24 protein-coding genes are annotated in these 25141 nt (G+C 71.8%); 15 read left to right on the top strand and 9 right to left on the bottom strand.

The features are described 5' to 3' along the window. Positions 1 to 175 precede the first annotated feature (175 nt). From acs to ACQ3I4_RS05160, 3 genes are all read left to right on the top strand, one after another. On the top strand, positions 176 to 2176 hold the full coding sequence (gene acs, locus ACQ3I4_RS05170) for an acetate--CoA ligase (RefSeq protein WP_430633003.1): 2001 nt from the start codon (positions 176 to 178) through the stop codon (positions 2174 to 2176). A gap of 108 nt (positions 2177 to 2284) precedes the next feature. Continuing rightward, a complete protein-coding gene (gene aroQ, locus ACQ3I4_RS05165; protein WP_329861855.1) occupies positions 2285 to 2740 on the top strand; it encodes a type II 3-dehydroquinate dehydratase in 456 nt (151 codons plus the stop codon). An 11-nt stretch (positions 2741 to 2751) separates the two neighbouring features. Continuing rightward, positions 2752 to 3726, top strand: coding sequence for a DUF2332 domain-containing protein (locus ACQ3I4_RS05160; protein WP_329861856.1), 975 nt, complete (start codon positions 2752 to 2754; stop codon positions 3724 to 3726). 19 nt (positions 3727 to 3745) lie between these two features. Here the strand turns inward: ACQ3I4_RS05160 and ACQ3I4_RS05155 are convergent, their stop codons facing one another. Next, positions 3746 to 4906 (bottom strand): MarP family serine protease, encoded by a 1161-nt coding sequence (locus ACQ3I4_RS05155; RefSeq protein WP_430633002.1) that lies wholly within the window; start codon positions 4904 to 4906, stop codon positions 3746 to 3748. Between the two features lie 235 nt (positions 4907 to 5141). On the opposite strand from ACQ3I4_RS05155, the gene ACQ3I4_RS05150 reads away from it, so the two are divergent. Continuing rightward, positions 5142 to 5819: a Crp/Fnr family transcriptional regulator gene (locus ACQ3I4_RS05150; protein ID WP_329861858.1), complete on the top strand. Its 678-nt coding sequence runs from the start codon at positions 5142 to 5144 to the stop codon at positions 5817 to 5819. A 79-nt stretch (positions 5820 to 5898) separates the two neighbouring features. On the opposite strand, the gene ACQ3I4_RS05145 is transcribed toward ACQ3I4_RS05150, so the two are convergent. The 3 genes from ACQ3I4_RS05145 to ACQ3I4_RS05135 are packed head-to-tail and all read right to left on the bottom strand — an operon-like array spanning position 5899 to position 7454. Beyond that, the gene (locus ACQ3I4_RS05145) at positions 5899 to 6786 is read right to left on the bottom strand and encodes an NUDIX hydrolase (RefSeq protein WP_430633001.1); all 888 of its coding nucleotides are present in this window, start codon (positions 6784 to 6786) and stop codon (positions 5899 to 5901) included. Positions 6787 to 6823: 37 nt separating this feature from the next. After that, positions 6824 to 7300, bottom strand: coding sequence for a RidA family protein (locus tag ACQ3I4_RS05140; protein ID WP_430633000.1), 477 nt, complete (start codon positions 7298 to 7300; stop codon positions 6824 to 6826). A 22-nt stretch (positions 7301 to 7322) separates the two neighbouring features. Next, on the bottom strand, positions 7323 to 7454 hold the full coding sequence (locus ACQ3I4_RS05135) for a hypothetical protein (RefSeq protein WP_430633069.1): 132 nt from the start codon (positions 7452 to 7454) through the stop codon (positions 7323 to 7325). 61 nt (positions 7455 to 7515) lie between these two features. On the opposite strand from ACQ3I4_RS05135, the gene ACQ3I4_RS05130 reads away from it, so the two are divergent. The 4 genes from ACQ3I4_RS05130 to ACQ3I4_RS05115 all read left to right on the top strand — a co-directional run bounded on the left by ACQ3I4_RS05130 (position 7516) and on the right by ACQ3I4_RS05115 (position 14561). Beyond that, positions 7516 to 9837, top strand: a complete 2322-nt coding sequence (locus tag ACQ3I4_RS05130; RefSeq protein ID WP_329861862.1) for a transglycosylase domain-containing protein — start codon at positions 7516 to 7518, stop codon at positions 9835 to 9837. A gap of 2 nt (positions 9838 to 9839) precedes the next feature. Further along, positions 9840 to 10784 (top strand): metallophosphoesterase, encoded by a 945-nt coding sequence (locus ACQ3I4_RS05125; RefSeq protein ID WP_430632999.1) that lies wholly within the window; start codon positions 9840 to 9842, stop codon positions 10782 to 10784. A 121-nt stretch (positions 10785 to 10905) separates the two neighbouring features. Next, the gene (locus tag ACQ3I4_RS05120; protein WP_430633063.1) at positions 10906 to 12741 is read left to right on the top strand and encodes an ABC transporter ATP-binding protein; all 1836 of its coding nucleotides are present in this window, start codon (positions 10906 to 10908) and stop codon (positions 12739 to 12741) included. Further along, on the top strand, positions 12738 to 14561 hold the full coding sequence (locus ACQ3I4_RS05115; RefSeq protein WP_430632998.1) for an ABC transporter ATP-binding protein: 1824 nt from the start codon (positions 12738 to 12740) through the stop codon (positions 14559 to 14561). Before ACQ3I4_RS05120 ends, ACQ3I4_RS05115 begins: the two co-directional genes overlap by 4 nt. Positions 14562 to 14633: 72 nt before the next feature. Here ACQ3I4_RS05115 and ACQ3I4_RS05110 read toward each other — a convergent pair whose 3' ends face one another. Beyond that, the gene (locus ACQ3I4_RS05110) at positions 14634 to 14870 is read right to left on the bottom strand and encodes a hypothetical protein (protein ID WP_329861865.1); all 237 of its coding nucleotides are present in this window, start codon (positions 14868 to 14870) and stop codon (positions 14634 to 14636) included. A gap of 162 nt (positions 14871 to 15032) precedes the next feature. Between ACQ3I4_RS05110 and ACQ3I4_RS05105 the strand changes: the two genes are divergently transcribed. Continuing rightward, positions 15033 to 16271, top strand: coding sequence for a helix-turn-helix transcriptional regulator (locus tag ACQ3I4_RS05105; RefSeq protein WP_329861866.1), 1239 nt, complete (start codon positions 15033 to 15035; stop codon positions 16269 to 16271). Positions 16272 to 16312: 41 nt separating this feature from the next. Here ACQ3I4_RS05105 and ACQ3I4_RS05100 read toward each other — a convergent pair whose 3' ends face one another. Both ACQ3I4_RS05100 and purD read right to left on the bottom strand, forming a co-directional pair. Beyond that, positions 16313 to 17212, bottom strand: coding sequence for a phosphoribosylaminoimidazolesuccinocarboxamide synthase (locus ACQ3I4_RS05100; protein ID WP_329861867.1), 900 nt, complete (start codon positions 17210 to 17212; stop codon positions 16313 to 16315). Further along, a complete protein-coding gene (gene purD / locus ACQ3I4_RS05095; RefSeq protein WP_329861868.1) occupies positions 17212 to 18522 on the bottom strand; it encodes a phosphoribosylamine--glycine ligase in 1311 nt (436 codons plus the stop codon). Before purD ends, ACQ3I4_RS05100 begins: the two co-directional genes overlap by 1 nt. A 54-nt stretch (positions 18523 to 18576) precedes the next feature. Here purD and ACQ3I4_RS05090 point away from each other — a divergent pair, with 54 nt between their 5' ends. The 6 genes from ACQ3I4_RS05090 (at position 18577) to purM (ending at position 23782) form a co-directional block, all read left to right on the top strand. After that, entirely contained in the window at positions 18577 to 19188 is a 612-nt protein-coding gene (locus tag ACQ3I4_RS05090) for a class I SAM-dependent methyltransferase (RefSeq protein WP_329861869.1), read from the top strand. 82 nt (positions 19189 to 19270) lie between these two features. Then, positions 19271 to 20275 carry an asparaginase gene (locus tag ACQ3I4_RS05085; RefSeq protein ID WP_329861870.1) on the top strand — a complete coding sequence of 335 codons (1005 nt, stop codon included), beginning with the start codon at positions 19271 to 19273 and terminating at the stop codon, positions 20273 to 20275. Positions 20276 to 20277: 2 nt separating this feature from the next. Next, positions 20278 to 20658 (top strand): sterol carrier family protein, encoded by a 381-nt coding sequence (locus ACQ3I4_RS05080; RefSeq protein ID WP_329861871.1) that lies wholly within the window; start codon positions 20278 to 20280, stop codon positions 20656 to 20658. A 3-nt stretch (positions 20659 to 20661) separates the two neighbouring features. Then, positions 20662 to 20988, top strand: a complete 327-nt coding sequence (locus ACQ3I4_RS05075) for a hypothetical protein (RefSeq protein ID WP_329861872.1) — start codon at positions 20662 to 20664, stop codon at positions 20986 to 20988. 75 nt (positions 20989 to 21063) lie between these two features. After that, complete coding sequence (purF, locus tag ACQ3I4_RS05070) at positions 21064 to 22617, top strand: amidophosphoribosyltransferase (protein WP_329861873.1); 1554 nt, start codon at positions 21064 to 21066, stop codon at positions 22615 to 22617. Between the two features lie 13 nt (positions 22618 to 22630). Then, positions 22631 to 23782, top strand: coding sequence for a phosphoribosylformylglycinamidine cyclo-ligase (purM, locus tag ACQ3I4_RS05065; RefSeq protein ID WP_329861874.1), 1152 nt, complete (start codon positions 22631 to 22633; stop codon positions 23780 to 23782). Here purM and ACQ3I4_RS05060 read toward each other — a convergent pair. After that, positions 23779 to 24765, bottom strand: coding sequence for a Sir2 family NAD-dependent protein deacetylase (locus ACQ3I4_RS05060; protein ID WP_430632997.1), 987 nt, complete (start codon positions 24763 to 24765; stop codon positions 23779 to 23781). The genes purM and ACQ3I4_RS05060 overlap by 4 nt on opposite strands. Beyond that, positions 24731 to 24958, bottom strand: coding sequence for a DUF3073 domain-containing protein (locus tag ACQ3I4_RS05055; protein WP_329861876.1), 228 nt, complete (start codon positions 24956 to 24958; stop codon positions 24731 to 24733). The genes ACQ3I4_RS05060 and ACQ3I4_RS05055 overlap by 35 nt, the downstream gene beginning before the upstream one ends. Positions 24959 to 25141: the final 183 nt, after the last annotated feature.

The following is a 25141-nucleotide window of genomic DNA, read 5'->3' as shown; positions in this document are numbered from 1 at the left end:
GCGGCACCGCGGGGCCGTCCGCACCGCCCACGCGGCTCCCATCCGCCGCCGGCGGCGACCGTTCACCGCAGAATCCGCACGCTTCCCGTCTCGGAGTGTGACGGAGGACACCACAGGCCAGAGGCGCGCTGTAGCCTTGCTCACAGCACTTTTTACCGCTCCGAAAGGATCCGCCGTGCCTGAAACGACCACGTCCGCCCTGGACAATCTGCTGCACGAGAACCGCCGATTCGCCCCGGACGCCGGATTCGCCGCCCAAGCGGTCGCCGGCGCCGACCGCTACGAACGCGCGGCGGAGGACCGGCTGGGCTACTGGGCCGACCGCGCCCGCGAGACCCTCACGTGGGAGTCCGACTTCACCGAGACGCTCGACTGGACGGGCGCGCCGGTGGCGAAGTGGTTCGTCGGCGGGACGGTCAACGCCGCCTACAACGCCCTCGACCGGCACGTCGAGAACGGCCTGGGCGAGCGCGTGGCGATCCACTTCGAGGGCGCCCTCGGCGATTCGCGCTCCTACACCTACGCGGAGCTGACCGATGAGGTGAAGAAGGCGGCGAGCGCGTTCGAATCCCTCGGCGTCTCCAAGGGCGACCGCGTGGCCGTCTACCTGCCGATGATCCCCGAGGCCGTCATCACCATGCTGGCCTGCGCGCGGATCGGCGCCATCCACTCGGTGGTCTTCGGGGGCTTCTCCGCCGACGCCCTGCGTTCGCGGATCGACGACGCCGAGGCCAAGCTCGTGGTCACGGCGGACGGCACGTGGCGCCGCGGCAAGCCGAGCCCGCTCAAGCCCGCCGTCGACGCGGCCCTCGCCGCCCCGGGCCACACCGTGGAGAACGTCGTCGTGGTCAAGCGCAACGGCGAGCCCACCGAGTGGACCGAGGGCCTGGACCGCTGGTGGGACGACGTCGTCGGCGCCGCGGAGCCCGTGCACACGCCCGTCGCGCACGATTCCGAGCACCCGCTGTTCATCCTCTACACCTCCGGTACCACGGGAAAGCCCAAGGGCATCCTGCACACGACTGGCGGCTTCCTGGTCCAGGCCGCGGCGACCCACCGCGACACGTTCGACCTGCACCCCGAGACGGACGTCTACTGGTGCACGGCGGACATCGGCTGGGTCACGGGGCACTCGTACGTGGCCTACGGCCCGCTCGTGAACGGGGCCACCCAGGTGGTCTTCGAGGGCACCCCGGATGCGCCGCACCAGGGCCGCTGGTGGGAGATCGTCGAGAAGTACGGCGTCACGATCCTCTACACCGCGCCGACGGCGATCCGCACCATGATGAAGTGGGGACGGCACATCCCCGACGGCTACGACCTCTCGAGCCTGCGCGTCCTCGGCTCGGTCGGCGAGCCCATCAACCCCGAGGCGTGGATGTGGTACCGCGACGTCATCGGCTCCAACAACGGCAAGGGGGCCGACGGGCAGCCGGGGCCGCGCAAGGAGCACCCCGCCCCGATCGTGGACACCTGGTGGCAGACCGAGACGGGCGCGCACATGATCGCCCCGCTTCCGGGGGTGACGGAGACCAAGCCCGGCTCGGCGCAGGTCGCGGTCCCCGGCATCGCCGTGGACGTCGTGGACGAGCTCGGGGCGCCGGTGGCCAACGGCGAGGGCGGCTACCTCGTGATCCGCGAACCGTGGCCGTCGATGCTGCGCGGCATCTGGGGCGACATGGACCGCTACAAGGACACCTACTGGTCCCGCTTCGACGACATGTACTTCGCGGGCGACGGCGCCAAGAAGGACGAGGACGGCGACATCTGGCTGCTCGGCCGCGTCGACGACGTCATGAACGTCTCCGGCCACCGCCTCTCCACGACGGAGATCGAGTCCGCGCTCGTGTCCCACCCCACCGTCGCGGAGGCCGCCGTCGTCGGCGCGAAGGACGAGACGACGGGGGAGGCCGTCGTCGCGTTCGTCATCCTGCGGGGGGGCGCGGGCGAGAGCGAGGACGCCGTCCAGGAGCTGCGCAACCACGTGGCCAAGGAGATCGGCCCGATCGCCAAGCCCCGCACGATCCTCGTGGTCCCCGAGCTGCCGAAGACCCGTTCCGGGAAGATCATGCGCCGCCTGCTCAAGGACGTCGCCGAGGGCCGTGAGGTCGGCGACGCGTCGACCCTCGCGGACAACTCGGTGATGGCCCAGATCGCCGAGTCGCTGCGCAAGTAGCGCCGACAGCGGGGTGGGAGGTCCGGTCGCGGGCCTCCCACCCCGCCGTCTTGTCGCCGGACGACGCATCGTTCGCCCCCGCCGGGGCCCGGGGGTTTAATGGGCGCTATGACTGAAGCGACCACGTCCGCCCCGCGGAGAATCCTCGTCCTGAACGGCCCCAACCTGAACCTGTTGGGCACGCGCGAGCCGGAGGTCTACGGCCACCAGACGCTCGCCGACGTCGAGGAGGCCTGCCGCGCGGCCGCCGGCGAGGCGGGCTTCGAGCTCGAGTTCGCCCAGTCCAACCACGAGGGCGTCCTCATCGACGCGATCCACGCGGCGCGCGGCCGGGTGGCCGGCATCGTCTTCAACCCGGGCGCGTTCACCCATACCTCGATCGCCCTGGCCGACGCGGTCTCGGGCGTGCAACTGCCCGTCGTCGAGGTCCATTTGAGCAACGTCCACCGTCGCGAGGCCTTCCGCCACCATTCGTACATCTCCCCGGTCGCCGCGGCCGTGATCGTCGGCGCCGGGGTCAACGGCTACCGCCTCGGCATCGCGCACGTCGCCTCCCTGGGCTGAAGGGGGACGCCATGACCGTGGGGGCCACGGCCGCGATGTTCCAGGAGTACGCGAGGACCTGGTTCCCGGGGCATTCGGACGCGTACGCGCAGTGGGCGGCCGGCGTCGCCGCCGACGAGGGCCTGCTGGAGCTCCTGGTGGGGCTCCCGTCGCAGAAGCGCCAGCCCAATCTCGTGTTCGCCGCCGCGCGCTACCTCGGCTTCCCCGACGGGGACTTCGAGGAGCTCGCCGCATTCCTGCGCGGGCGCTGGGAGGAGGTCGCCGCCGTCGTCCTGGCCCGCCGCACGCAGACCAATGAGCCGGGCCGCTGCGCGACGCTGCTGCCCGCCTTCGCCCGGATCGCGGAGGAGACGGGCCGCCCGCTCTCCCTCATCGAGGTCGGCCCGTCGGCCGGGCTGTGCCTGCTGCCGGACCTGTATTCCTACGAGTACGACGCCGGGGCCCGGCTCGGGAGCGGCACCCCCGTCCTGTCCTGCACGACCTCGGGAGCCCCGCCGGTGCCGGCCCGGCTTCCGGAGGTCGCCTGGCGCGCGGGGGTGGACCTGAACCCCCTCGACGGCCGGGACCCGGACACGGTGCGCTGGCTCGAGTGCCTCGTCTGGCCGGGCCAGGAGCACCGGCTCGCGCGGCTGCGCGAGGCGCTCGCGACGCTGCAGTCGCTCGGGCCCGGCGTGCCCCGGCTGCGGCAGGGCGACCTCAACGAGCACATCGCGGACCTCGTCGCCGAGGCCCCCGCGGGGACCACGCCCGTGGTGTTCCACTCGGCCGTGCTCGCGTACCTGTCGCCGTACGACAGGAGCCGCTTCGCCCGGACCGTGCGCTCGCTGGACTGCCGCTGGGTGTCCAACGAGAGCTTCTTCATGGAGCCCGCCGGCGAGACGGTGCCGAGCGGGCGCCCGGGCTGGTTCACGCTCGCGGTCGACGGCGTGCCCGTGGCGCACACGGGCCAGCACGGCGCGGAGCTGCACTGGCTCGAGGGCGCGTAGGCCCGGCCGCCGTCCGCCGCTACCGCGGCGAGCAGGCGCCCGTGGAGACCTCGTCGGAGAGCGAGGGCGCCTCCTCGATGACGGGTGCGACCTCGTCGAGGGACAAGGCGTAGCCGACGTCGAGGTCGCCCTTGGCCTTGGCGAAGACGACGCCGACGAGCCGGCCCTGCGTGTCCACGAACGGGCCGCCCGAGTTGCCCTGCTCGACGTCCGCGCCGAGCTGGTAGATCCGCAGCGGCGAGGGGTCGGCGCCGTAGATGTTCTGCACCATGACGGAGCGCAGGGACTGCACGGTGGCGGCCTGGTTCTGGAACGGGCCGCCCGCCGGGTGGCCGAGAAACGCGCCCGCGTCGCCGACGCCGAGGTCCTCGCCGACCGGGATCGGGTCCAGGTCGAGGCCGTCGGTGGCGAGCACGGCGAGGTCGGCGGCGGCGTCGAAGTGGACCACGCGGGCCGGGACGGCACGGCCGTCGCGCGTGTTGACCACCGGCTCGGCGATGCCGGAGACCACGTGGGCGTTGGTGACGACGCGGTCCTCGGCGGCGACGAAGCCGCTGCCGGTCTGGTTCACGCCGCAGGCGAACGCGGTTCCGGTGATCTTCACAACGGATTCCCCGGCGCGCGCGACGCCCTCGGTGTCGACCTCGGCGTCCGGGACGGGCGTGGTGTCCGTCGGCGCGAACGGCTCGAGGAGCTCGGGGATGGTCTGGCCCATGACGAGCGAGCGGGCCTCGGCCATGGCGCCGGCGACGGGGTCGGGCGTGAGGGAGCGGATCGTGGAGATCACGCGGGAGTCGGCGAGCTGCTGCGAGAGGAGCGGGAAGCCCATGCTGGACACGGAGAACGCGATCGCGGAGAGCACGAGCGCCGCGACGGCCGTGTTGGCGAGGCCGCCGAGGATCCGGTCGAAGCTCTTGAGCACCGGGAAATTCAGCCACAATCGGATCCGGCCGCCGATCGCCGCGCCGATGCCCTGCCCGATGATGATCAGGACGACGGCCGCGGCGATGATCCAGAAGAGCCGCCACCCGGGATCCGCGACCCAGCTGGAGACGAGCGGGATCGAGAAGAACGCCGCGACGCCGCCGGCGACGAAGCCGACGATCCCCCCGAGCGTGACGAACAGGCCCTTGCGCAGGCCGGAGACGAGGAAGAACAGCAGCACCACGAGGAGCGCCACGTCCAATCCGCTGAAACCGAAGAACAACCCGAGACTCCCTACTGTTGCGGCCCCATTCCGCCCTTCGGAAAACCGTCCGCCCCACGGGCGGGCCGTGCCTCCAGTCTACGTTCCACGGCGGCGGAAACCGGTTCGCGCGAAGTCAACTCGGGCAATCGCCGCTGTGGAAGGTGTCACAACCCCCGGCTCTACGGCACAATGAGAAAAGCGCCAACGACACCTGACAGGAGATTTCATGGACATCGAGGTACTTCGCCGGGCACCACTCTTCGCGACGCTGGGCGACGACGTGTTCGGCGCGCTGACCGAGGAGCTCACCGAGGTCGACCTTTCGCGCGGGGCATCGGTCTTCCGCGAGGGCGACCAGGGCGACCAGCTCTACTTCATCGTTTCGGGCAAGATCAAGCTCGGCCGCACGGCCCCCGACGGCCGCGAGAACCTCCTGGCCGTCCTCGGCCCGGGCGAGCTGTTCGGTGAGATGGCGCTGTTCGACCCGAGCCCGCGCAACGCGACGGCGACGGCCGTGTCGGAGACCCGCCTGGCCGGGCTGCGCCACGAGAACCTGCGCAAGGTCATCCTGACCAGCCCGGAGGTCTCCGTGCAGTTGCTGCAGGCCCTGGCCCGCCGCCTCCGCCGCACCAACGAATCGCTCGCCGACCTCGTCTTCTCCGATGTCCCGGGCCGCGTCGCCAAGGCGCTCCTGGACCTCGCGGACCGCTTCGGCCGCCCCGCGACGGACGGCATCCTGGTGGCCCACGAGCTCACGCAGGAGGAACTGGCCCAGCTCGTCGGCGCCTCCCGTGAGACCGTCAACAAGGCCCTCGCCGAGTTCGTCCAGCGCGGCTGGCTGCGCCTCGAGGCGCGCGCCGTCGTGATCCTGGACATCCAGCGCCTGCGGCAGCGCTCGCGCTAGATCCACGCGCACGACGCCGGGGCCGCACCTTCAGCGCGAAGGTGCGGCCCCGGCGTCGTTCCGTCCCGGCTCCGGGCCGTCAGCGGCCCCGCGCGGCGCCGCCGCCCTCGCTCGCGGCGGCGAGATCGACCTCGAGCCGCCAGTGGGGCCCGCTCCCGGCGACCAGTTGGGGCCGGTAGCAGCGGGGCTCGCGGCGGTGGGAGAGGTAGGCGACCGCGCCGCGCGTCGTGGCGAGCTTCTCGAGCGTGAACTCCACGGCCGGGACCGTGGTCCGGCTCAAGGGAAGGCCCACGGTGTCCTCCTGGCCGGCGGCGTCGCCGAGGGCGGTCGTCTCCCGTTCCCGCACGAGCTCCCCCGCGGCGAGCCAGCGCGCCCAGACGCCCTTGCCGCGCAGGAGCGTGGCCCGCTGGTTCACGGGCAGGGCCGCGGCGAAGTAGCGGGTGTCGAAGCGGCGGTGGGCGAAGTCGGGGCTGATCCACCGCGAGAGCGGCCGCAGCAGGTCGGTGCGCAGGCCGAGCCCGCGCTGGGCCAGGAGCCGGCCGAAGCCGATGTCCTGTCCCGCGAGCGCCTCGCGGATCGACATCCACTCCGCGCTCGAGCAGTTCTCCACGATGGAGAGCCCGTCGGCACCGGCGAGCAGGACGCCGGTCTCCTCGAAGAGCTCGCGCAGCGCGGCCACGACGTGGCGGCGGGCCTCCTTGTGGTCGAGGACGTCGAGGCGTCGCGCCCAGTCCCCGGGCGAGGGGCCGAACCACGGCACCGGGTCGTCGTCCTCCGGCTCCACGCTGCCGCCGGGGAAGGCGATGCTGCCGAGCGGGGAGGCCCCGGGCCGGTATCCCAGGTAGGTCTCGACGCCGTCGGCCCCGTCCCGGACCAGGACGACGGACGACGCCGGTCGGGCCGCGCGCGGGGTCCGGGCCCCATGGGCGACCCAGCTCTCGGCCGCGCCGTCCTGCGACGGCGGCAACGCGAACGTCCGCCGGCTCAGGCCGCGCCGGAGCGCGTCAGCTGAATTCGGCGACGAGTTCAACTTCGACCGGCGCGTCCAGCGGGAGCACGGCCACGCCGACGGCGGAGCGCGCGTGGATCCCGGCGTCGCCGAAGACCTTGCCGAGCAGCTCGGAGGCCCCGTTGACGACCCCGGGCTGGCCCGTAAAGGACGGATCGGAGGCGACGAAGCCCACGACCTTGACGATCCGGCGGATGCGGTCGAGGTCGCCGATCACGCTCTTGACCGCCGCGAGGGCGTTGACGGCACACGTCGCCGCGAGCGCGTAGGCGGCCTCCGGGTCGACGTCGGCGCCCACCTTGCCCTTGGCTGTGAGTTCACCCTGAATAAACGGCAGCTGCCCCGAGGTGTAGACGTAGTCCCCCGAGACGACGGCGGGGACGTAGGCGGCGACGGGAGCGGCGAGGGGCGGAAGCTCGAGCCCGAGCTCGGCCAAACGGCGTTCGACGGCGGATGTCGGCTGGTTTTCCACGGTTCCTCCGGGCTCTTCGGTGCTACTGCTTGGGGCGCTTGAGGTAGGCCACCGGCGCGTTGCCGTCCGGTCCCGCGATGACGGTGACCAGCTCCCAGCCGTCCTCTCCCCACTGGTCGAGGATCTGCTTCGTGGCGTGAATGATCAGCGGCAAAGTCGCGTACTCCCATTTGGTCATAACCGATAGGTTAGCCGCTCCGGCTAAACTGGAAGGCATGGCCGGTCGTAAGTCTCCTTTTTTTGATACCGCAACCACCCTGGGCAAGATCGTCGCCTTCTTCGGGGTGAGTGCGCTCTGCGGAGTGCTCGCGGCGGGTCTGTTGATCCCTGCCGCGTCGGTCGCGGGGTCCAGCGCGTCGGCGGGCATCGAGTTCTTCGAGGCCCTCCCGGCCGAGCTGCGCGAGGAGCCGCTGTCCGTGCCCTCCCGCGTGCTCGCCAAGGACGGCTCCACGATCGCGACGTTCTACGCGGAGAACCGCGTCCCCGTGACCCTGGACAAGGTCTCGGAGAACATGCGCAAGGCGATCGTCTCCATCGAGGACGAGCGCTTCTACGAACACAACGGCGTCGACCTACGCGGCATCACGCGCGCCGCCGTCAGCAACCTCACGAGCTCCTCGCGCCAGGGCGCCTCGACGCTGACCCAGCAGTACGTCAACAACATGCTGATCAACGCCGACCACCTCAACGGCGTGGCCAAGGAGGACCTGACGATCTCCGGCGACAGCAAGTCCTACGGGGACAAGCTGCGCGAGATCAAGCTCGCGATCGCCGTCGAGAAGGAGTTCTCCAAGGACGAGATCCTGCAGGGCTACCTCAACATCGTGCTCTTCTCCGGGACGACCTACGGCGTCGAGGCCGCCTCGCAGCGCTACTTCTCGATCCCGGCCGCCGATCTGAACATCCAGCAGGCGGCGATGCTCGCCGGCATGGTGCAGCTGCCCAACGTCTACAACCCGGTGACCAATCCGGAGCTGACGACGAAGCGCCGCAACACGGTCCTCGGCGCCATGAAGCGCACGGGGGCGATCACGGCCGAGGAGTACGAGGAGGCCGTGGCCTCCGAGCTCGAGCTCAAGCCGCGCGAGCTGAAGTCCGGTTGCGTGGCCGCGCGCACCGCCGCCAACTTCTGCGACTACGTCTCCCGCCTCATCACCTCCGACGCCTCGTTCGGCAAGACGGTCGAGGACCGCACGCGCCTGCTCTTCCGCGGCGGCCTGACCATCAAGACGACGCTCGACCCGCGCCTGCAGAAGGAGGCGGAGACGGAGACCAGGAACGCCATCCCGGCCGACGACGAGTCCAATCTCGGCACCGCCCTGGTCTCCGTGGAGCCCGGCACCGGCAACATCCTCGCCATGGCGCAGAACAAGCAGTACGGCCCGCAGGACGGCACCGAGTACACGGAGTTCAACTTCGCCGTGGAACGCTCGCTGGGCGGCTCGGGAGGCTTCCAGGGCGGCTCCACGATGAAGCCCTACACGACGCTCGCGTGGCTCGAATCCGGCCACAACATGTGGGACACGGTCGACGCGCGCCGGGACAAGTATCCGGACACCTACCAGTGGAAGGCCTCGTGCCTCCCGGGCGGTTCCGTGCGGACGTACTCCGACGATGGCGTTTGGGACGTCAACAACGCCTCCGCCGGCTTCAAGCGCTCGATGAACGTCGACTACGGGCTCTACTGGTCGATCAACACGGCCACGGTGGCCCAGGCCGCCCAGCTCGACCTGTGCGACATCGCCGACGCCACGGCACGTCTCGGGGTCCTCGACCAGTCCAATCAGGACAAGGAAACGGGCGAGACGCTCGGGATCTCACCCGCGAACCCCTCGTTCGTCCTCGGCTCCGCCCAGATCACCCCGCTCTCCCAGGCCGCGGCGTTCGCGGCGTTCGCCAACGAGGGCGAGTACTGCAAGCCCCGCGCCCTGACCTCCGTCGAGGACGCGGCGGGGAACCAGTACAAGGTCCCCGGCGTCGACTGCTCGCAGCAGATCGACGAGAAGGTCGTCCGCAACCTCAACGGCACGCTCTCCAAGATCGCCTCCCAGCGTGTCGCCCGCGGCACCGTCAACGTCCCGATCGCCGGCAAGACGGGCACGAACAACGGCGCCTCCTCCACGTGGTTCGTGGGCTACACGACGGGCGTCTCGACCGCCGCGTGGGTGGGCCGCAACACCGGCAACGAGAACATCTTCTCGACGCGGATCAACGGGCAGCTGTACCCGCAGGCGGATTCCTCGACCTTCGCCTCGCCGATGTGGCTCGCGTACATGAAGGACGTCGTCGGGTACTACCCGGCCGAGGGCTTCGGCCGTCCCGATTCCCGCCCGGCACCGGTCGTCACGCCGAGCCCGTCGGCGCCGCGGAACTCCGGCAACGACTCCTCCGACAACGGAGGCGGAAACGACTCCGGGGGCAACGACAACGGAGGCGGAAACGACTCCGGCGGTAATGACAACGGCGGGGGGAACGACGCCGGTGGAGGCAACGGCGGCGGCCAGGACGAGCCGACCCCGCCGGAGGACGACGAGTAGGCATGGGCGTGGCGGGGGAACTGTCCAGGATCGCCACCAAGGGCGCCTGGGCCGCCGGCGCGGCGCTCGCCGCGGGCGGCCTCGCGTTCGGCTACGGGCTCTCCGAGCGGAACCGCTTCCAGGTCCGCCATGAGTCGCTCGCCGTGCTCCCGCGCGGCGCGGCGCCGCTGCGCGTCCTGCACTTGAGCGACATCCACATGGTGCCCGGGCAGGAGTCCAAGCGGCAGTGGCTTCGCTCGCTCGCCGGGCTGCGTCCCGACCTCGTGGTCAACACGGGCGACAACCTCAGCCACCACGACGCGGTCCCGGCCCTCCTGGAGGCGCTCGAGCCGCTGCTCGAGGTGCCGGGCGTGTTCGTCCCGGGCTCGAACTGCTACTTCGCGCCGCGCCTGAAGAACCCGCTGCGCTACCTCCGCGGCCCATCCGGCCCGCCGCGCAGCGCGGCCCGCGACGAGCTGCCGTGGCGGCGGATGCACGAGGCCTTCGGCTCGGCGGGCTGGATCAACCTCAGCAACCGGCACCAGTCGGTGCCGTGGGGTCCCTTGCGGCTCGACTTCTCCGGCGTCGACGATCCGCACCTGGGCCGGGACGCGTTCGCCGGGTGGCCGCGCGGCTCGTCCACCTCCGGAGAGGCCCCGCACGTGCGCATCGCCCTGGCCCACGCTCCCTACCAGCGCGTCCTGGACACGTTCGTGGACGCGGGCGCCGACGTCGTCTTCGCGGGCCACACCCACGGCGGGCAGGTGTGCCTGCCAGGCTACGGCGCGCTCGTGAGCAATTGCGACCTCCCGACGTGGCGCGCCCGCGGCCTCTCCTGGTGGGAGCATTCCGGCCGCGAGGTCCCGCTCAACGTCTCGGCCGGGATCGGCACGTCCCGCTTCGCGCCGATCCGGATCGCGTGCCCGCCCGAGGCCGTCGTCGTGACGCTCACGGCGCGCACGGCCTGACCGGGCGCCGGTCCGATAGCGACCGCGGCGGCACTGCGCGATTGATGACTGCCAACCGCTCGGGGTAGGGTGGATTTGCTTGCTGTAGGCAAACAACCATGGATCGAGGTCACCACGCGTGGTGCAGCACCAGACGGGCCACTCCACTCCCGGCGAGAACACGCCCCTGCTCAAGACCTTCGGCCGACTCGCGCCGCAGCTGAAGCCCATCCTCCCGCGCCTGCTCCTCGGCTTCCTCTGCGCCCTGGCCGCCGGCGTCGTCGCCCTGACCATCCCGCAGGTCCTGCGCGGCCTCGTCAACTCGGTGCTGCACGCCGGCGGGGCGAGCACCGAGGTCTGGATCGCCGCGGGCGTCGTCGCGGGGCTCGGCCTCCTCGAGGCCGTTCTCGTCTACCTGCGCCGTGTCTTCGTCATCACGCCGGCCGCCCGGATCGAGACGCAGCTGCGCGTGAGGCTCTACCGCCACCTGCAGGACCTCCCCGTCGCCTTCCACGACAAGTGGGGCTCCGGCCAGCTCCTCTCCCGTTCCATGGCGGATCTCGGGCTGATCCGGCGCTGGCTCGCCTTCGGTTCCATCATGCTCGTCGTCGCCACGGTCACGGTCGTCGTCGGCCTCGTGCTGATGTTCTCCAGCAACTGGCTGCTCGGCACGATCTACCTCGCGGGCGCGATCCCGATCACGATCCGCGCCTTCTACTTCCGCAACGTCTTCCGCGCCGCGAGCCGGCTCAGCCAGGACCAGGCCGGCGACCTCGCCACAACGGTCGAGGAGTCGGTGCACGGGATCCGCGTGCTCAAGGCGTTCGGCCGCGGCCGTCACGCCCTCGAGGGCTTCAGCGTCCAGGCCGAACGGCTGCGGGACACCGAGATCAGCAAGGCCCGCTCGCTCTCCGGCTTCCTGATGTTCGTGGTCTCCGTCCCGGAGATCACGCTCGGGATCGGCCTCTTCGTCGGCGTCTGGCTCACGGCCCGCGGCGAGCTCACGGTCGGCGAGGTCGTCGCGTTCTTCGCCACGGCCGCCGTGCTCGCGGGCCCCGTCGAGGGCATCGGCATGCTGCTGGGCATGACCCTGACCACCAAGACGGCGCTCGACCGCCACTACGACGTCATGGACACGCCCAACACCATCACCTCACCCGCCGCGGCCGAGGCCCCGGCCTCGCCGCGCGGACACCTCGAGCTGCGCGGGCTCTCCTTCCGCTTCCCCGACGCGAAGCCCGGTTCCACCCCCGTGCTGAACGGCGTGGACCTGGAGATCCTGCCCGGGGAGACCATGGCGCTCGTCGGCACGACGGGCAGCGGCAAGTCCACCCTCCTGCAGCTCGTGCCGCGGCTCTATGAGGCCACGGGAGGGCAGATCCTGCTGGACGGCGTGGACGTGCGCCGGTACGACGTCGAGGCGCTGCGGACCGCGATCGCCGTCGCCTTCGAGGACACGACCCTGTTCTCCTCCTCCATCCGGGACAACGTCCTGCTCGGGGCCCGCCCCTCGCCGGGCCAGTCCCCCGACGACGCGCTCGCCGAGGCCCTCGAGACGGCGCAGGCCGGCTTCGTCCACTCGCTGCCCGACGGCGTCGACACGCTCATCGGCGAGGAGGGCCTGTCCCTGTCCGGGGGCCAGCGGCAGCGGATCGCGCTCGCGCGGGCGATCGCGGCCAAGCCGCGGCTCCTGGTCCTCGACGACCCGCTCTCCGCCCTCGACGTCAAGACCGAGGAGGCCGTCACGGAGCGCCTGCGCGAGGTCCTCGCCCGGACCAGCACGCTGATCGTCGCCCACCGCCCGTCGACCGTCATGCTGGCCGACCGCGTGGCCCTGCTCGACGGCGGGAGGATCATCGACGTGGGCACCCACGCCGAGCTCCTGCGGCGCAGCGACCACTACCGCCATGTCATTGCCAGCCTCGACGAGCCGCCGAGCGTCGAAGAGGTCCTGGACGCCGGGGAGGAGAAGCGATGAGCGCAACACCGGAGAAGCCCCGCCACGGGGTCGCGGGCGAGGACCAGATCGTCCTGGACCGCGACGACCGCCAGCGCGTCCGCGCGCGTTCGTGGCGCCTGCTCGCGCTCCTCGCCGGCCCCCTGCGCGGAATGCTGGCCCTGACGATCGTCCTCGTCGTCGTCTCCAACCTGGCCCGCGCCTCGTTCCCACTCATCATCGCGTGGGCGATCGACTGGGCCCTGCCCGAGCTGATCGCCGGGCGGGCCGCCGCGCTCGGCGTGACGGGCGGCCTGTATCTCGTCGCCGCCGTGCTCGCGGGCGGCCTGCTCGGCTGGTACAACCTCTGCACGGCCAAGGTCAGCCAGGCGATGCTCCTGGACCTGCGCCTGCGCGTCTTCCGGCACACGCAGCGCCTGAGCCTCGAGTTCCATGAGAACTACACGTCCGGCCGCGTCATCTCCCGGCAGACCTCCGATCTGGAGACCCTGCGCGAGCTCCTGGACCAAGGCGTGTCCCAGCTCGTCTCCGGGGTCGTGTTCATCGTCTTCACGGCGGCGAGCATCTTCCTGCTGGACTGGCGCAGCGGGCTCGTCGTGCTCTGCGCGGCCGTGCCGATCGCCGTGGTCTTCCGCTGGTACCAGAAGCGCTCGGAACTGCTCTACCGCGAGTCCCGCGTGGTCTCCGCACGGCTCATCACGACGTTCGTGGAGACCATGACGGGCATCCGGGCGGTCAAGGCCTTCCGCCGGGAGCGGGAGAACAACGAGCGCTACGACGACGTCGCGAGTGAGTACCGGGACAACTCCATCCGCTCCATCAACCTTTTCGGGATCCTCCAGCCCACGCTCGTGCTGCTCGGCAACCTGACCGTGGCGACAGTGCTCCTGCTCGGCGGGTTCCGCGTCCTGGACGGCACGCTCGCCGTCGGCGTGCTCGTGGCCCTGCTGCTGGCCTGCAAGCGCGTCTTCCAGCCCGTGGAGTCCATCGCCATGTTCTACAGCTCCCTGCAGGCCGCCACGGCCGCGCTCGAGAAGGTCTCGGGCCTCCTCGAGGAGCAGCCGACCGTCGTCGAACCCTCCCAGCCGGTCCGGCTCGAGGATCCGCGCGGCGAGGTCCGCTTCGAGGACGTCGAGTTCGGCTACGGCGACGGGCCCGTCGTCATGCCCACGTTCTCCCTGGACATCCCGGCGGGGCAGACCGTCGCCGTGGTCGGCCAGACGGGCGCGGGCAAGTCCACGATCGCCAAGCTCGTCGCCCGGTTCTACGACGTCCGCTCCGGCGCCGTCACGCTCGACGGCGTCGACCTGCGCGGACTCTCCAACGCGGACCTGCGCCGGGCCGTGGTCATGGTGACGCAGGAGGCCTTCCTGTTCTCCGGCTCCGTCGCCGAGAACATCGCCCTCGGCCGGCCCGGGGCCAGCCGGGAGGAGGTCGTCCTCGCGGCCCGGGCCGTCGGCGCCCACGAGTTCATCCTCTCCCTGCCCGACGGCTACGACACCGATGTGAACAAGCGCGGCGGCCGGGTCTCGGCGGGACAGCGCCAGTTGATCTCCTTCGCCCGGGCCTTCCTGGCCGATCCGGCCGTGCTGATCCTGGACGAGGCGACCTCCTCGCTCGACATCCCGAGCGAGCGGCTCGTGCAGGAGGGCCTGCGCAAGCTCCTGGGCCAGCGGACGGCGCTCATCATCGCGCACCGCCTCTCGACGGTCGAGATCGCCGACCGGGTGCTCGTGGTCCACGGCGGCCGGATCGTGGAGGACGGGACGCCGGCCGAGCTCGTCGCCGCGGACGGCCGCTTCGCCGCCCTGCACCGTGCCTGGAAGGACAGCCTGGTCTAGCTCCGGACGCGCCGGCGCCTCCCGCCACGTCACCGTGGGGGGAGGCGCCGTCGTGCGTCAGGGCGTCGGCATCTAGTGCGGCCAGTCGCCGACCTTAGCCGTGGTGGTGCTGTGCGGCCAGTCGCCGACATTGATGGTGGCGTGCGGCCAGTCGCCGACCTTGAGGGCGCGGTGCGGCCAATCGCCAACGGCCACGCTCTGGGTTGTCTCCGCCGAGGTGGTGGTCGCGTGCGGCCAGTCCCCCACTGCCAGGAAAGCGGCGCCGGCCAGGGCCGACGCTGCAGCGAACGCCGCAAAGAACTTCTTCATGCTCTACTCCTTCAAAAGGTACTCAACACAGCCCTTATCAAGTGGCGTTCCACTTAACATTCATTGTAAATTAGTGGAAACGCGATTCGTCAAGGGCTCGCTTTGATGCACTTGCCGGACTTAACCACCCGAGATTTCGACCATGCAAGCTAAGGGGCTCCATTGGGCATCAAATTCGGAGAGAAGCTGCGGCAGGCCCGCCTGCGGCACAAACTGACCCAGGCGCAGCTTGGTGCCGGCAAGTACTCCACGAGTTACATCTCCCTGCTGGAGACCGGCAGCCGCGAGCCCACCTCGGAGATCATCACGGAGCTCTCGGCCCGGCTGGAGCTGGACCGCGAGGTCATGGAGTCCTGGAACACCCCCGTCTCCGCCGACGAGGCAGAGTTCGTGCTGCTCGAGCACCGGGCCCGCCAGTCCTACCTCGCCCGCGAGTACACGGATGCGGAGGCCACGTCCATGGAGGCCGCGACGGTCGCCCTGCGCCTGAAGAACTCGAGCGCCTGGTGGAACATGATGTTCCTGCGCGCGGAGGCCCTGAGGGACCAGGGCCGCTTCGATGACTACCGCGCGGCCGCCGAGGAGGTGCTCACGCACCCGCTGACCGAGGAATCGCTCGCGCTCAAAGTGCGCGCCGAGACGCTCGTCGCGAATGCCTACCTGGGCCTGGGAAAGCTCCACATCGCCGTCGAACACGCCCTCAAGGCCGTCGAACAGGGCCGCGAGCTCCCGGGCGACTCGCTCATCTACATCGGCTCCCTCTACGCGCTGATCGCCTCGCTCGCCGAGTCCGGCCAGCTCGAGCAGGCCTGGTCCACGTGCCAGACGCTGTCCGAGGCCGTCGCCCAGGGCGCGCCGAGCCAGACGGCGGGCAGCGCCTACTGGGCGATCGGCAATGTCGCCTTCAAGCGCCAGGACATCGAGGCCGGGCTGCTCAACCACCGCCTCGCCGCCGAGCGCCTGCGCCCCGCGAGCGACATCGAGCTGTGGGCGCGCTTCAACAAGGCCTCGGCCTCGATGCGCCTCGCCGCCGGCGTCGTCGAGGAGGAGACGCTGCAGTGCATCGAGCGGGCCGAGCTGGCCCTGAGCGTCATCGGCGGCAATCCGGCCGAGTCCCTCGAGCTCCAGCTGATCCGCGGCCGCTGGCTGCACCTGAACGGCCAGCCGGACCAGGCCCTCGAGCAGCTCGAGCCGGTCATCGAGGGCCGCGAGCTCCTGTCCCAGCACCTCCAGGGCGAGCTGGACCTGCTCACGGCCCGCTCCCTCGTGGGCACGGGCCGGCCCCAGGACGCCCTCGAGCACCTCGCGAGCGCCCAGCGGGCCTTCGCCTCGGCCGGGTCGCCGGACCGTGCCTCCCTCGCGATCGAGCTCGCCACGGAGATCCGCTCCTCCAAGCGCTGAGGCGCGCCCGTGCGTCGGAACCCGGGGCGCCTCGTGGACGCTCAGGCGCTGAAGGCCCGCCCGGTGAGGCGCTCGTAGGCCTCGACATAGCGGGCGCGCGTGCGCTCGACGACGTCGGCGGGCAGCGCCGGAGGCTGCTCGCCGGACGCCTTGTCCCAACCGGAGTCCGGTCCCGTGAGCCAGTCGCGCACGTACTGCTTGTCGAACGACGGCTGGGCGCGGCCGGGGGCGTAGAGCGCGGCGTCCCAGAACCGCGAGGAGTCCGGGGTGAGCACCTCGTCGCCGAGCGTCACGGCGCCCGTGGCGGGGTCCACGCCGAACTCGACCTTGGTGTCGGCGAGGATGATCCCGCGCTCGCGGGCCACGGCCTCCGCGCTCGTGTAGACCTCGAGCGTCAGCCGGCGCAGCTCGTTCGCGGCGTCGGCGCCCACGAGCTGTTCGACCTGGGCGTAGCTGATGTTCTCGTCGTGCTCGCCGACCTCGGCCTTGGCCGACGGCGTGAAGAGCGCGGGTTCGAGGCGCGAGCCGTCCACGAGCCCCTCGGGCAGCGGCAGCGAGCACACGGTCCGCGAGGCCCGGTACTCCGCCAGGCCCGAGCCGGTCAGGTAGCCGCGGGCGATGCACTCGACCGGGAACATCTCCAGCTTGCGGCACACCATGGCCCGCCCGGCGACGGCCTCGGGGACATCGGTGGAGAGGACGTGGTTGGCGATCCCGCCGAGGGTCTCGAACCACCACAGGCTCAACTGGGTCAGCACCTTGCCCTTGTCCGGGATCTCGGTGTCCAGGACGAAGTCGTAGGCGCTGATCCGGTCGCTCGCGACGACGAGCACGCGGTCGTCGAGGGCGGGGTCCTCGGGCGCGTAGAGGTCGCGCACCTTGCCGGAGTACACGTGCCTCCAGCCGTCCAGCACGGCGGCCCGTGCCGCGAAGCCGGCCATCAGAGGGATCCCCCGCCGCCGTGGCCCGTGCCCGGCAACCCGGGCTCGATCCCGCCCTGCGCCGCCTTGAGCGCGATGTCCGTGCGGAACTGGCCGCCGTCGATCCGGATCTTCGCGACGCCGGCGTAGGCGGCCTCGCGCGCGGCGTCGAGCCCCTCGCCGAGCCCGACGACGGCGAGCACGCGCCCGCCCGCGGTGGCGACCGCCCCGTCGTCGTCCAGCGCGGTGCCAGCGTGCAGGACCGAGACGCCGGGCAGCGCCGCGGCCTCCTCGAGGCCCCCGATCACGTCGCCCGTGCGCGGGGTCCCGGGGTAGCCGGCCGAGGCGAGCACGACGCCCACGGCCGTCTCGCTGCGCCAGCGCAGCTGCTCGGCGTCGTCGAGCGTGCCGCGCGCCGCGGCGAGCAGCACGCCGCCGAGCGGGGTCTTGAGCCGGGCGAGGACCGCCTGGGTCTCGGGATCGCCGAAGCGCGCGTTGAACTCGATCACGCGCACGCCGCGGCGGGTCAGCGCCAGACCGCAATACAGCACGCCCGTGAACGGGGTGCCGCGGCTGGCCATCTCGCGGATCACGGGGTAGGCGACGCGCTCCATGACCTCGTCGACGAAGCCCACGGGCAGCCACGGGAGCGGCGTGTAGGCGCCCATGCCTCCCGTGTTGGGGCCCTCGTCGCCGTCGAAGATGCGCTTGAAGTCCTGGGCCGGGGCCAGGGGGACGGCGTGCTTGCCGTCGGAGATGACGAAGAGGGAGACCTCGGGGCCGTCCAGGAACTCCTCGATCACCACGGTGCCGCCGGCGGCGAAACAGGCCTCGGCGTGGGCGAGGGCCTCTGCGCGGTCCTGGGTGACCACGACGCCCTTGCCGGCGGCGAGCCCGTCGTCCTTGACGACGTAGGGGGCGCCGAAGGCGTCGAGCGCGTCGGCCGCCTCCTCGGCGTTCTCGGCGACGCGGGCCATGGCCGTGGGCACGCCGGCCTCCGCCATGACCTCCTTCGCGAACGCCTTGGAGGCCTCGAGCCGGGCCGCTGCCCGGGTGGGCCCGAAGACGGGGATGCCGGCCTCGGCGAGCGCATCGGCGACGCCAGCAGCGAGCGGGGCCTCGGGTCCGACGACGACGAGGTCGGAGCCGAGCGCGCGGGCCAGGGTCACGACGGCGGCCGGGTCCTGGGCGTCGACGGGCCGGACCTCGACGTCCTGGGCGATCCCGGCGTTACCCGGGGCGCAGACCACGGACTCGACGTAGGGGTCGGCGAGCAGGGAGCGGACAAGGGCGTGTTCGCGGCCACCGGGGCCGATGACGAGTACCTTCACGATCCCCCAGCCTACCGGGGATCGCCCGCGCCGCGGGGGTCGTAGGCTGTCATCATGCGTGAGGAAACACGGTGGGAAGCCAAGGTCCGTGCCTCGCCCGGGCATTCGCAGTGGTACATCGACCGCTTCGCCGCGATGCGCGCCGAGGGCGCGGACCTCGACGGCGAGGCGCGGACGGTGGACGCGATGCTGCCGCGCGGGGCCCGCGTGCTCGACGCCGGGTGCGGGCCGGGGCGCGTCGGCGGCGCGCTCGCCGCCCGCGGCCACCGGGTGCTCGGCGTGGACGTGGATCCGGCGCTCATCGCGGCCGCGCGGGCCGATCACCCCGGCTCCGATTGGCGCGTGGGGGACCTCGCGGAGCTGGATCTGGCGGACGACGCCGGTGCCCCGCTCCGCTTCGACCTCGCCGTCTGCGCGGGGAACGTCCTGCTCTTCATCGCCCCGGCTTCAGGGGCCCGGGTGCTGGGCCGGATCCGTGAGCACCTGGCCGAGGACGGGCGCCTCGTCGTCGGCTTCGGCCTGGACCGGGGGTACGCTCCCGGGGAGTTCGCGGCCGACGCCGCCGCGGCGGGCCTCGTCGTCGACGCCCGCTTCTCCACGTGGGAGCTGCGCCCCTTCACGCCCGGCTCGGACTTCCTCGTCGCGTTCCTCTCCCCCGCCCCGTAGCCGCCGCCCGACGTCCGGGCGCGGCCCCGGCGTCGTCCCCCTCGGCCCGGACCCGGTCCGCCGCGCCCCTAGACTGGGAGTCATGCCCGAAACCTTCACCTCGGCCGATGCCGTGGACCTTGCCGTCGTCGACCGGAACGGCTTCGTCGAGTCGCGCCACCAGGGCACGGCCGTCGTCGTGGGTCCGGGCGGCGACGTCCTGCTCGAGCTCGGCGACGGCGCCGCCCCCGTCTTCCCGCGATCGACCCTCAAGCCGTTCCAGGCCCTGGCCTCGATGCAGTCCGGCGTCCCGCTGCGCGGCGCCGAGGTGGCCCTGGCCTGCGCGAGCCACGTGGGCAGCCGCGAGCACATGGACCTCGCCGCGTCCATGCTGGCCAAGGCGGGGCTCGACGAGTCCGCGCTGCGCTGCCCCGAGGCGTGGCCCCAGCACGAGGCGACGCGGACGGAGCTCGTGCGCTCCGGAGCCGCACGCTCGCGACTCGCCTTCAACTGCTCCGGCAAGCATGCCGCGTTCCTCTGGGCCTGCACGGAGAACGGCTGGGACACGGAGTCCTACCTGGACCCGGGGCACCCGCTGCAGCGCCGCGTGGTCGAGGTCGTCGAGGAGTACGCCGACGAGCGGATCGCGCACCTCGCCGTCGACGGCTGCGGCGCCCCCGTTCCCGCGATCTCGCTGCGCGGGCTGGCCCGGGCGACCTCGCGGCTGTCCCGCTCACCCGGCAACAAGGCCTCCGACGCGCGGGCCACGACGATCGCCACCGCGATGCTCGACTACCCGTGGGCCGTCCACGGCCACGGCGAGGAGAACACGGTGGTCATGGAGGAGACGGGGGTCATCGCCAAGCTCGGGGCCGAGGGCGTGCTGATCCTCGGGGCACCGGACGGCACGGCCTGCGCGCTCAAGATGCTCGACGGCAACGGACGCGCCGCGACGCTCGTGGGGCTGACCCTGCTCGCCGCGGCTGGCGCCCTCGACACGCGGCGGCTCTCCACGGCCCTCGAGCTGACCAACCGGCCCGTCCTCGGCGGCGGACAGGCCGTGGGGCGGATCCGCCTCGCAGCCCCCGTCGTCGCCGTGCTGGACTGACCGTGGCCGTCAAGCGCCGCATTGCCGCTGACTCCGGGCTCGCCGCCCTGCGCGCCTGGCGCGGGGCCGGCTCGGACGTGGCGGCCGTGCCGCGGCCCTCCGCAGCGACCGCCGTCCGGTACGCCCTCGAGGAGCTCTCCGCGGCCGCCGAGGGCAACTCCGTTGAGGTCCGCGTCCCCCCGTTCGGCGTGGCCCAGTGCATCCCGGGCCCCCGCCACACGCGCGGCACGCCGCCGAACGTCGTCGAAACGGACGCCCAGACGTGGCTCGCGCTGGCCGCGGGGGACCTGTCATGGGACGAGGCCGTGGCGGCCGGCCGCGTCTCGGCTTCCGGGGTCCGCGCCTCGCTGTCCGGCGTGCTCCCGCTCTTCGGTACCCTTTAAGGCATGTCCACGCCTGATCCGACCCCCTCCCCCGACGGCCCCGCACACGACGACGGCCGCATCGAGGTCGAGGTCCGCAGCGCGCCGAGGTTCTGGCCGTTCCTCGGCGCAGGCGCCGCGCTCGGCATCCTCGCCGCGCTCGTCTCCGCCTACACGGGCGAGGAGAGCGCCGAGTTCACCCGCGCCGCCGTCGCGGGGTTCCTCGCGGTGCTCTTCGGGCTCGCCGGAGTGCTCGTGGGCGCGCTCGCCTACCTGGCCGTGGACCGGATCCTGCGCCAGCGCGCCCGGCACGGGACCGCGGTCCCCGTCGAGCCCGACGACGCCGCCTGAGCCGCCGCCCGGGCGCCGCGTCACGCGCGGGATCCGGGGGCGCGGGCACGCGGACCGCATGAGAGAATGGTGCACATGGCGCGTGGTGACGGAAGACTTTCGCATGATCTCTTGCCCGACGAGAAGGGGCCGCAGGACGAGTGCGGCGTCTTCGGCGTCTGGGCACCCGGCGAGGACGTCGCCAAGCTGACCTACTACGGCCTCTACGCCCTGCAGCACCGCGGCCAGGAGTCGGCCGGCATCGCCACCTCCGACGGCAAGCGGATCAACGTCTACAAGGACATGGGTCTGGTCTCCCAGGTGTTCGACGAGAACACGCTGAACTCCATGACCGGGCACATCGCCATCGGCCACTGCCGCTATTCGACGACGGGCGCGAGCCACTGGGCCAACGCCCAGCCGACCCTCGGCGCGACGGCCGAGGGCACGGTCGCCCTGGCCCACAACGGCAACCTCATCAACACGGCCGAGCTCATGGAGATGGTCGTCTCCGAGCAGGGCAGCAAGTTCCGCGGCGAGCTCGCCCAGGGCAACACGACGGACACGGCGCTCGTCACGGCGCTCCTGCGCGGCGAGGAGGGGACCTCCCTCGAGGAGACGACGCTGAAGCTGCTGCCGAAGCTGCGCGGCGCCTTCTGCTTCGTCATGATGAACGAGGGCACGCTCTACGCCGCCCGGGATCCGCACGGCGTCCGCCCGCTCGTCCTGGGCCGCCTCGAGCGCGGCTGGGTCGTGGCCTCGGAGCAGGCCGGCCTGGCCACGGTCGGTGCGAGCTTCATCCGCGAGATCGAGCCCGGCGAGTTCATCGCGATCGACGAGGACGGCATCCGCACGCAGCGCTTCGCGGAGGCCACGCCCTCCCATTGCGTCTTCGAGTACGTCTACCTGGCCCGCCCGGACGCCGCGATCAACGGCCGCTCCGTGTACGAGTCGCGCGTCGAAATGGGCCGCCAGCTGGCCCGCGAGAACCACGCCGAGGCGGACATCGTCATCCCCGTCCCCGAATCCGGCACCCCGGCGGCGATCGGCTACGCCGAGGAGTCCGGGATCCCGTTCGCGCACGGCTTCGTGAAGAACGCGTACGTGGGCCGCACCTTCATCCAGCCCTCGCAGACCCTGCGCCAGCTCGGGATCCGGCTCAAGCTCAACGCGCTCGAGCCCGTCATCAAGGGAAAGCGCGTCGTCGTCGTCGACGACTCGATCGTCCGCGGAAACACCCAGCGGGCGATCGTGCGGATGCTGCGCGAGGCCGGCGCGGCCGCGGTGCACGTGAAGATCTCCTCTCCGCCCGTGAAGTGGCCGTGCTTCTACGGCATCGACTTCGCCTCCCGGGCCGAGCTCATCGCCAACGGCGCCACGATCGACGAGATCACGACGTCCATCGGCGCCGACTCCCTCGCGTACATCTCCGAGGACGGCATGATCGGGGCCACGCGGCAGGAGCGGAGCCGCCTGTGCACCGCCTGCTTCACGGGCGACTACCCGATCGATCTGCCCGCCGCCGACCGCCTCGGCAAGAACCTCCTGGAGCGGGCCAACGCGGGCGTCTCCGACGGCTGCGATCCGGGACCGGACGCGGAGCTCGAGGCCTCGCTGACCGCCGCCGACAAGACCCCCAGCACCAAGTAAGGACGCGCACCGCATGACCTCCCCCACCCCGCAGCAGCCCGCCGGCATCACCTACGCCTCCGCCGGCGTCGACGTCGAGGCGGGCGACCGCGCCGTCGAACTCATGAAGGGGGCCATCAAGGCCACGCACAACGACTCGGTACTCGGGGGCGTCGGCGGATTCGCGGGGCTCTACGACGCCTCGCGCCTGCTCTCCTACAAGAAGCCGCTCCTCGCGACCTCCACGGACGGCGTCGGGACCAAGGTCGCGATCGCCCAGGCCATGGACATCCACCACACGATCGGCCACGACCTCGTCGGCATGGTCGTCGACGACATCGTCGTGGTCGGCGCCGAGCCCCTGTTCATGACCGACTACATCGCGTGCGGCAAGGTGGTCCCGGAGCGGATCGCCGACATCGTCCGTGGCATCGCCGAGGCCTGCACGCTCGCCGGGACCGCCCTCGTCGGCGGCGAGACCGCCGAGCACCCGGGCCTGCTCGGCGAGCACGAATACGACGTCGCGGGCGCCGCCACGGGTGTCGTCGAGGCGGACGCCCTCCTCGGCCCCGAGCGCGTGCGCACGGGAGACGTCGTGATCGGCATGGCGGCCTCCGGCATCCACTCCAACGGCTACTCCCTGGTCCGCCGCGTCGTCAACCACGCGGGCTGGGCCCTGGACCGCGAGGTCTCCGAGCTGGGGCGCACCCTCGGCGAGGAGCTCCTCGAGCCGACCCGCATCTACACGGCCGACTGCCTGGACCTGGTCCGCACGCTCAACGGCCCGGCCGCCGCGCCCGTCCACGGCTTCAGCCACGTCACGGGCGGCGGGCTGGCCGCGAACCTGGCCCGCGTCCTGCCGCGGGGCCTTATGGCGACGGTCGACCGCTCCACGTGGGAGCTGCCCGCCGTGTTCCGTCTGGTCTCCGAGCTCGGCGGCGTCCCGCAGGCCGACCTCGAGCGCACGCTCAACCTCGGCGTGGGCATGGTCGCCATCGTCGACGCCGCGTCCGCGGACGCCGCGATCGCGCGTCTGAACGGCCGCGGCATGCCGGCCTGGGCCATGGGAACCGTCGGCGCGCTCGACGACGCCGCGGCCTCCGCCGGGCCCGACTTCGTCCAGGGCGCCAAGGGCGTCGACGGCGGCGCAGTGCTGATGCGCGGCGAGTACGCGGCCAGCCGCTAGTTCCCGGGGCCCCGGTCCCGGAGTGCCAATCCCCCGACGTCCTCGAGCAGCTGCTCGAGGGCCGGGGCGACGCGCGTGCGCCAGAGCCAGTCGGCCTTGGCGTCCCCGCGCGTGGGCCCGCCGTTGATGATCCCCACCTGCTTTCCGGCGCGGACCGCGTCGAGGAGCAGCTTGTACCCGCTCATCACGGCCAGGCTCGAGCCGACCACGAGCAGACTGGATGACTTGTCCTCCAGTCGTGCAATCTCCTCTTTGCGGGCCGCGGGGACGCCCTCGCCGAAGTAGACGACGTCCGGCTTGAGTTCCTCGCTGCCGCAGTTCAGGCAGCCCACCATCCGGAACTCGTCGACGTGGCGCGCCTCGAGGGTCACGTCGCCGTCGGGGTTCACGAGGGAGAGGTCGAGCTCGATCCGCTCGACGTAGCCGGGATTGGCGGCGTCGAGCCGCGCGTCGAGCGCATCGCGGTCCTCGACGAAGCCGCACACGAGGCAGCCCACGCGGTCGAGGTCGCCGTGAAGCGCGACGACGGTGGAGGAACCGCCGCGGGCGTGCAGCCCGTCGACGTTCTGCGTGACGATCCCCGTGGCCCAGCCGCGGCGCTCGAACTCGGCGAGCGCATGGTGCGCCGCGTTCGGCTCGGAGCCGGCCATGTGCCGCCACCCCACGAAGCTGCGGGCCCAGTAGCGGTGCCGCGCGCCGGCGTCGTACTTGAACTCCTGGAACGTCATGGGACGGTGCCGCTTGAGCGAGCCGTTGGGTCCCCGGTAGTCGGGGATGCCGGAATCGGTGGACACGCCGGCGCCGGTCAGGAGCAGCACCGAACCCCGGGAGAGCATGCGCGCGATCCCGTCGCGCGCCGTCCCGGGGTCCTGTGGTTCTACGGAGTCGTCCACGACGCGTGCGATCGAACGCAACGCGGCCCGGTGGGCGTTCTCGATGGCCAGCCGCTCACCCGATGCGGCGCTGCTCGTCCTCTTCGTCATCGTCCGAATACTTCGCTCCGTACTCCGCGTAGTCGGCGTCGTAGGAATCCTCGGCATGCGTGGTCGAGGCACCGGCACGACTGCGGGTGCCTCCGAGCTCGCGCTGGAGAGCGGACAGATCGGTGGCCGGGGAATAGTACTTCATATCCCGGGCCTGACGTGTCGCTTTTGCCTTCTGACGGCCGCGCCCCATGGCGTGACCCCCTTTTTTCGGTAGATCCGGTGGTGGTTCCCTGCTAGAGAGGAAAGGCCCCGGAATATGTGACTGGTTCGTTCGTATTTCTAGGTTAACATGATTCGCCCCCGATCGCCGTCTCCGCGCGGTGCGGTGGCGGCTACAGTGGAAGGGACGCCAGAGAGCCCAGCCCACCGCAGG

Origin of the sequence: Zafaria sp. Z1313 (assembly GCF_050563205.1) — a bacterium.
GTDB lineage: Bacteria > Actinomycetota > Actinomycetes > Actinomycetales > Micrococcaceae > JAZDCJ01.
The sequence above is the reverse complement of the archived record's forward strand: the minus strand, read 5'-3'. Positions and strand labels throughout refer to the sequence as shown.